Below are 7,219 nucleotides of genomic sequence, written 5' to 3' on the forward strand. Positions count from 1 at the left end.
TAACATGTTTGAATTTAAACTAAATGAACAGCAGTTACTGATTCAACAAACCATCCGTGATTTTGCTGAAGCAGAAATTCGTCCGGTGGTAATGAAATTTGATGAGACTCAAGAATTTCCAATTGATATTTTCAAAAAGTTAGGTGAAATGGGTTTTCTGGGAATTCTTGTACCGGAGGAATATGGCGGAAGCGGATTCGGCTATACTGAATATGCCTTAATTGTTGAAGAGCTCGCAAAAGTTGATCCATCTGTCTCACTTTCTCTCGCTGCACATAATGGCTTATGCACTAATCATATTTTACTTTTCGGAAGTGAAACTCAAAAGAAAAAATATTTACCCGACCTCACCTCCGGTAGAAAAATTGGGACTTGGTGCTTAACTGAAGCAGTTTCCGGCAGTGATGCAAGCAGCTTATTAACATACGCAGAGAAGAAGGCAAATAAATTTATTCTTAATGGGAGTAAAACGTTCGCAACTCACGGCACTGTCGGTGAAATTGCAGTGATCATGGCAAAAACAGATAAGGAGAAACAGAAAAAAAATATATCTGCTTTTATCGCTGAGAAAGATTATCCAGGATACCTAATTGGGAAAAAAGAAAATAAACTTGGATGCCGTGCAAGTGATACCAGTCAACTAACTTTTGAAAATCTAGAAGTTCCATTCGAAAACTTACTAGGTGAAGAAGGCGAAGGATTTCATAATGCAATGAAAGTTCTTGAAGGCGGAAGAATTTCTATTGCCGCGATGGCGCTTGGTCTTGCACAAGGCGCATACGAAGCAACTGTCAAATACGCAAAGGAGAGATTTCAATTCAAAAAGCCGCTGGCAGATTTTCAGGCGATACAATTCAAATTAGCAGATATGAAAACCGCAATTGAAGCTTCTAGATTATTAGTATTTCGAGCTGCGTGGATGAAAGATAACGGTCAGTCGATCAATTTACCTGCCTCTCAAGCAAAGTTATTTGCAAGTGAAGCAGCGGTGAAAATAACCGAACAAGCGATTCAAATTCATGGCGGTTATGGTTTTACCAAAGATTTTCCAGTTGAAAAATATTACCGCGATGTTAAATTGACTACAATCGGTGAAGGAACATCCGAAATTCAAAGGATTGTTATTTCCAGAAGCATCTTGGAAACTTTATGAAAAAATTAAAAAAAATTCAAAAAGATGTATCTTTTTTTCAAAGGGAAGATCATCATAAGAACCTACTAAGAATTATTCATTCGAAAGAAGAAAAAATAAAACTTGGCGGTGGAAAATCAGCATTAGAATCCCACCTGAAAAAAGGGAAAATGTTTGTCAGAGATCGGATTAATAAACTAATTGATCCAGGTACAAAATTTTTCGAAATAGGAATTTTTACCGGTCATGAAATGTATGATGATTATATCCCTGCTGCTGGAACTGTTGTCGGAATTGGAAAAGTTTCCAGGAAGCTTTGTGTGATTGTGGCAAACGATGCCACCGTAAAAGCCGGAGCGTGGTTTCCAATTACATGTAAGAAAAATCTCCGAGCTCAAGAAATATCGATCGAAAACAAACTTCCAATTATATATCTCGTTGACAGCGCCGGAGTTTTTCTACCTATGCAGGAAGAAATATTCCCTGACAAAGAACATTTTGGAAGAATTTTTAGAAACAATGCCGTAATGTCTGCGATGGGAATTCCTCAGATCTCTGCTATTATGGGTCCATGTGTTGCCGGTGGAGCTTATTTACCAATTATGAGCGATGAAGCTTTAATCGTTGAAGGAACAGGAAGCGTTTTTTTGGCTGGCAGCCATCTGGTAAAAGCAGCCATCGGAGAAAATATAGATAATGAACAACTCGGCGGTGCTGATGTTCACTGCAGTATCAGCGGTGTCACTGATTACAAAGTAAAGAATGATGAAGAATGCATTAACCAAATCAGAGGATTGATTGACAAAATTTCAGGACAAAAATTTGAAGGCTTCGATCGAGTTGAATCTAAACCGCCGATTAATTTGCCGAGTGACGTGCTTGGAATTTTTCCTGCAGACACTACAAGTCCTTATGACATGTACGATGTATTAAGCTGCATCGTTGACGATGGCGACATTGATGAGTACAAAGAAAATTATGGTAAGACGCTGATTACATGCTATGCAAGAATTGACGGCTGGGCAGTCGGAATTGTTGCGAATCAACGACTTCCGGTTAAATCAAAATCAGGCGAAATCCAAATTGGTGGAGTAATTTATTCGGATAGCGCAGATAAGGCAACTAGATTTATAATGAACTGCAATCAGAAAAAAGTTCCATTGATCTTTTTTCAAGATGTAACTGGATTTATGGTCGGTTCACGTGCTGAACATGGCGGGATCATTAAAGATGGGGCTAAATTAGTCAATGCAGTTGCTAATTGTATTGTGCCAAAATTTACTTTTATCGTTGGAAATAGTTATGGAGCTGGAAATTATGGTATGTGCGGAAAAGCTTATGATCCTCGTTTGATCTTCTCTTTTCCGAATTCCTTAATTGCTGTAATGGGTGGTGCACAAGCAAGCAACACATTGTTAAACATCAGAGTGAATCAGCTAGCAAAAGAAGGTAAGAAAATCTCCGAGGATGAGAAACAAAAGCTGTTAAACGAAATTCAAACTCAGTATGGTGAGCATAGTCAACCGATTTATGCTGCATCAAGATTGTGGGTTGATGGAATCGTAAATCCGAGTGAAGTGCGTGAAATAGTTTCCCTCGGAATAGAAACTGCAAATCACTCCCCCATTACCAGACCATTCATAACCGGTGTGATTCAAACTTGAGATATTTAATACTGATTTTTTTATTGTTTACTTTTTCATCGATATTAGGTCAAAATAAAGACATGTTTTTTTTTGGTGGAAAATTAATTGAATACGCAGCTTCACTCGATTATGAATTTTGCCAAGCACATCCTGATAAATTCCTCGATTCCATTTTTATTCATTCATTAAAACTCTCCGATGGAAATATCTCTGACGCGTTGCTTTTCTGCAGTATTGGTACAGTTCCCTATTCAGAATTTTCAATAAAATTACTACCCTTAAATTTTCCAATTAAAGTTTTTATATTTAATCAAATAAGTGAACCTGATTTTGAAGGAATGAAAAGAAATTTACCAGTACGAATTTTTTGGGATTCACCTCAAGATGATTTTGGGGATAAAGACAAAATCACACATATTTTTTCTTCAGCTTTTTGGTCCTATGTAACCAATAAAAATGCAGCTTACATTATAAGTACATTTGTTGAACATTTTGAGGAAGGATTTAAAATCCAATCGAATGTGGACAATAGAGATCTTGCTGCAAATCAAATTGGAATAAAATTCGGTGCTTTCTTGACGGAGAGACTAGTAATGCCGAGTGAGATTATTTTAAAAGACAAGAGTTTAGTTTATGGAAAAGATATTAATAATTGACGACGATAAAAATATTTGCGAATCAGTAAAAATGATTCTCGAATATGAAAAATATTTAGTTGATATCGCTCACGATGCTTTTGAAGGGATAGAGAAAATTAAAAATGAGAATTACGGTGCAATCTTCCTTGATATCAAAATGCCAGGAATGGATGGACTTGAAGCAATCAGCAAACTCCGCGAGATCAACGACGCTACTCAAATAATTATGATATCAGCTCATGCAAGTCTTGGTAATGCAATTGAAGCCACCAAAAAAGGTGCTTTTGATTTCATTGAGAAACCGATTGACCGCGAAAAACTAATAATCACTGCTCGAAATGCCGTAAGTCAGACCGAACTACTTTTTAGTAATAAAATGCTAAAAGAAAAAGTTGAGGGCAAAGTTGAAATCATCGGTCAGAGCAAAGCTATTTTTGATATCTTGGAAGTTATTAAAAAAGTAGCATTGACGAATTCACGAATTTTAATAACCGGTGAAAATGGAACTGGCAAAGAATTAGTTGCCAAATCGATTCATCATCAAAGTGCAAGAAGAGATAAACAATTTGTTGAAGTTAATTGTGCAGCCATTCCTAATGAATTAATTGAGTCAGAATTATTCGGACATGAAAGAGGTTCATTTACTGGTGCTACAAGTCAGCGAATTGGAAAATTTGAGCAAGCAAACTTCGGAACGCTTTTTCTCGATGAAATCGGTGACATGTCTTTGAGTGCTCAAGCAAAAGTCCTCCGAAGCATTGAGGATGGTTCGATTGAACGAGTCGGCGGGAAAAATAAAATTCCAGTTGATGTACGCATAATCTCTGCAACAAACAAAAACTTGAACAAAGAAATTTCTGAAAATAAATTCCGAGAAGATTTGTATCACAGATTAAATGTGATCCCAATTCATGTCCCGCCATTGCGAGAACGGAAAGAAGATATTCCAATTCTCATCGAGCACTTCGCTAAATTGATCAGTGTTGAGAATAAATTCCCTGTACGCAAATTCTCTCATGATGCTGTTCAATTTTTAGTAAATCAAGAATGGAAAGGTAATGTGCGTGAATTACGAAATTTAATAGAACGAATTTTGATTATGAATTCCAATTCGATCTATAAACTAGACGATGTTAAATCTCAGATCGTAACCTACTCCAAAGAATCTTCAGGATTAGAATATTCGATGGACTCTTTTCAAGATTTCAAAGATGCATCTGAGAAAGTGTTCATTTTGAAAAAATTGAACGAGAATAATTGGAATATTAGCCGTACGGCAGAAATTTTAGGTATACAAAGAAGCCATCTTTATAACAAAATCAAAAAATATGGAATCGAAAAGGAGGAAAAATGAAAGAGTGTATTTTCTGCAAGATCATTCAGCATGATATTCCATCAACTGTTGTGTTCGAAAATGACAACTTGATCGGATTTAACGACATTAATCCAGTAGCACCTCACCATGTTCTATTCGTCCCCAAAAATCACATAGAAAAAATGGATGATTTGACTCCCATTAATCATTCAATTATTGGAGAACTTGTTTTTCATGCGAAGGAGTATGCTAAAAAACTTAACTTAATTGAAAATGGATATAGATTAGTTTTTAACAATGGGAAAGATGCAGGACAAGCTGTATTTCATATTCATTTGCATTTAATCGGCGGCCGAGTTATGGCATGGCCTCCAGGATAAAAGTATTTCAGTTACAAGGAAGATTCTTCTCAACATGATCATGAACTAATTTTGCGAAATAGTTCTAAGATCATAGAAATTTATTTATTCCTTTGATTCCAATATCCTTACGATTGTATTTATTCTTATAACTTATTATAGAGGCAGCTTCATATACTTGCTTTATCAGCTTCTCAAAATTTTCAGATTGCGACGTAGCAGTAACGTTCAAAACTCTGCCGCCATTAGTAACAATTTTATTGTTAACTCTTTTGGTTCCGGCGTGAAATATTTTTATGTTCTCGAGTTTCTCAGCTTCTTCAATTCCGCTAATCTCAAATTCTTTCTCGAATTTTTCAGGATAGCCCTCAGATGCAAGTACAAGACAGATTGCAGAACCAATGTTTTGCACTTTAACTTGGCTAAGTCCTCCAATAGTAGATTCATAAAATAATTGGAGTAAATCAGACTCAAGTGTTTGCAGAACAGCTTGGGTTTCAGGATCACCGAATCGACAATTATATTCAATTACTTTTATTCCACTTTTCGTTTTTATCAATCCACAATAAAGACATCCTGTATATTTTCTTCCTTCTCGCTTCATTCCCTCGAGAGTCGGTTTAATTATGTTTGCAATAATTTCATCTTTTTCACTCGGTGTTAAAATGCTTTCGAATGAAAAAGCTCCCATTCCACCAGTATTTTTACCAGTATCTCCATTTCCGATTTTTTTGTAATCCTGAGCTGGATTCATCAGAACAAAATTTTCTCCATCAGTTATTACAAAAACTGAAACTTCTTCTCCGGATAAAAACTCTTCGATGACAATTTTTTCACCTGCGCTACCGAATTTCTTCTCTAAAAAGATTTGATTTACTTCATCTTTTGCATTTTTATTATCATCGCAAATTATCACACCTTTTCCAGCAGCCAATCCATCTGCTTTAATCACAGTTGGATATTTTATTTTTTCTAGATAATCATCAATAAGGTCTTTTTGTCCGTTTGAAAAGATTGTGTACTCTGCAGTAGGAATATTGTATTTCTTCATGAAGTTTTTTGCGAATGCTTTACTTCCTTCAATCTCTGCAGCTAGTTTACTCGGCCCGAAAACCTTTATCCCATGAGTATCTAATTCATCTTTAATTCCATGCACAAGCGGAACTTCAGGTCCCACAATAACTAAATCGATCTTTTTCTCACTACAGAATCCTACTATTTTTTTTAAATCCAATGCATCGATGTCATAGTTTTCTCCCCATCGCGATGTGCCAAAATTGCCGGGAAGCGCATATAAATTATTGAGTAATGGACTACAAGATAACTTCCAACAAAGTGCATCTTCTCTACCGCCCGAACCTATAACAGCAACGTTTAACTTCATGCCTCTAGCTGAAATTGAAATTCTTTGACTAATTCATGTGTCAAAGTTTTTCGGTTAAACTTATTAACAAAATCATCTTTTGGCTTAGGTAGTTGATTTTTCGAATATTGCTGGTAAATAGAAAATATTGCACTTTTAATTCCGTTAATATCCTCAGGATGGGTTATGAATGAAGATTGGTATTCTTTGAGCAATTGAGATGCGGCTCCATCTGGCACACAGCCAAGAATTGTTTTTCTGGTCCCAAAATATTCATACAATTTACTCGTTGCGACAAGATGAGGATTTTTCGAATGACGAATAATAAGCCAAAGAATATCTGAGTCGAGCAAATATTTCACTGAATCTTTGTGATCTATATATCCAACAATGTTGAAAGAATTTTTAAGGTCTACATTATTAATCAACTTATCATATTTCTTTTTAAAATTACCGACGAAACAGAATTCAATTTTATTGGATAATTCGGGATATTCATAAAATAATCTCTTAACTGCTTCAACAAAATATTTCGGGGTTCTCTCATCGTAAAATACTCCACTGTAAGTTATTCGCATTTTATCTTTTGGCTTTGTGGATTGAAACTCGAATTGAAAATCTTCTTCATCAAATCCATGTGGAATAATTTTAATATCCTCCGAAGATAAAAAGGGATAATTGATCAACAAATGTTCTTTAAGCTGTCTGGTATAGACAATTATTTTATTTGTATTTAAAAGAACTCGTTGTTCCATTTTTTTTACTA

Annotated in this window: 7 protein-coding genes; 5 read left to right on the top strand and 2 right to left on the bottom strand. The window is 35.5% G+C overall.

Going from position 1 to position 7,219, the window contains the following annotated elements; genetic code table 11:
• Positions 1–4 precede the first annotated feature (4 nt).
• The 5 genes from FJ213_05135 (at position 5) to FJ213_05155 (ending at position 5,111) form a co-directional block, all read left to right on the top strand.
• Positions 5–1,153, top strand: a complete 1,149-nt coding sequence (locus FJ213_05135; protein ID MBM4175543.1) for an acyl-CoA dehydrogenase — start codon at positions 5–7, stop codon at positions 1,151–1,153.
• The gene (locus tag FJ213_05140) at positions 1,150–2,796 is read left to right on the top strand and encodes an acyl-CoA carboxylase subunit beta (GenBank protein ID MBM4175544.1); all 1,647 of its coding nucleotides are present in this window, start codon (positions 1,150–1,152) and stop codon (positions 2,794–2,796) included. The genes FJ213_05135 and FJ213_05140 overlap by 4 nt, the downstream gene beginning before the upstream one ends.
• Before the next feature lie 62 nt (positions 2,797–2,858).
• Positions 2,859–3,434, top strand: a complete 576-nt coding sequence (locus FJ213_05145) for a hypothetical protein (protein MBM4175545.1) — start codon at positions 2,859–2,861, stop codon at positions 3,432–3,434.
• Positions 3,412–4,770: a sigma-54-dependent Fis family transcriptional regulator gene (locus tag FJ213_05150; GenBank protein MBM4175546.1), complete on the top strand. Its 1,359-nt coding sequence runs from the start codon at positions 3,412–3,414 to the stop codon at positions 4,768–4,770. Before FJ213_05145 ends, FJ213_05150 begins: the two co-directional genes overlap by 23 nt.
• The gene (locus tag FJ213_05155; GenBank protein ID MBM4175547.1) at positions 4,767–5,111 is read left to right on the top strand and encodes a histidine triad nucleotide-binding protein; all 345 of its coding nucleotides are present in this window, start codon (positions 4,767–4,769) and stop codon (positions 5,109–5,111) included. The genes FJ213_05150 and FJ213_05155 overlap by 4 nt, the downstream gene beginning before the upstream one ends.
• A 70-nt stretch (positions 5,112–5,181) precedes the next feature.
• Here the strand turns inward: FJ213_05155 and purD are convergent, their stop codons facing one another.
• Together purD and FJ213_05165 are read right to left on the bottom strand one after the other, a co-directional pair.
• Positions 5,182–6,474, bottom strand: coding sequence for a phosphoribosylamine--glycine ligase (purD, locus tag FJ213_05160; protein MBM4175548.1), 1,293 nt, complete (start codon positions 6,472–6,474; stop codon positions 5,182–5,184).
• A complete protein-coding gene (locus FJ213_05165) occupies positions 6,471–7,208 on the bottom strand; it encodes a glycosyltransferase family 4 protein (GenBank protein ID MBM4175549.1) in 738 nt (245 codons plus the stop codon). The genes purD and FJ213_05165 overlap by 4 nt, the downstream gene beginning before the upstream one ends.
• Positions 7,209–7,219: the final 11 nt, after the last annotated feature.

It is taken from the genome of Ignavibacteria bacterium (assembly GCA_016873845.1).
In the GTDB taxonomy this organism is placed as follows: Bacteria; Bacteroidota; Ignavibacteria; order Ch128b; family Ch128b; genus JAHJVF01.

Bases quoted from the DNA above. Each gene is read 5' to 3' on its own strand.
- purD (MBM4175548.1), bottom strand. From the start codon at position 6,474: ATGAAGTTAAACGTTGCTGTTATAGGTTCGGGCGGTAGAGAAGATGCA.
- FJ213_05165 (MBM4175549.1), bottom strand. From the start codon at position 7,208: ATGGAACAACGAGTTCTTTTAAATACAAATAAAATAATTGTCTATACC.
- FJ213_05140 (MBM4175544.1), top strand. From the start codon at position 1,150: ATGAAAAAATTAAAAAAAATTCAAAAAGATGTATCTTTTTTTCAAAGG.
- FJ213_05145 (MBM4175545.1), top strand. From the start codon at position 2,859: ATGTTTTTTTTTGGTGGAAAATTAATTGAATACGCAGCTTCACTCGAT.
- FJ213_05135 (MBM4175543.1), top strand. From the start codon at position 5: ATGTTTGAATTTAAACTAAATGAACAGCAGTTACTGATTCAACAAACC.
- FJ213_05150 (MBM4175546.1), top strand. From the start codon at position 3,412: ATGGAAAAGATATTAATAATTGACGACGATAAAAATATTTGCGAATCA.
- FJ213_05155 (MBM4175547.1), top strand. From the start codon at position 4,767: ATGAAAGAGTGTATTTTCTGCAAGATCATTCAGCATGATATTCCATCA.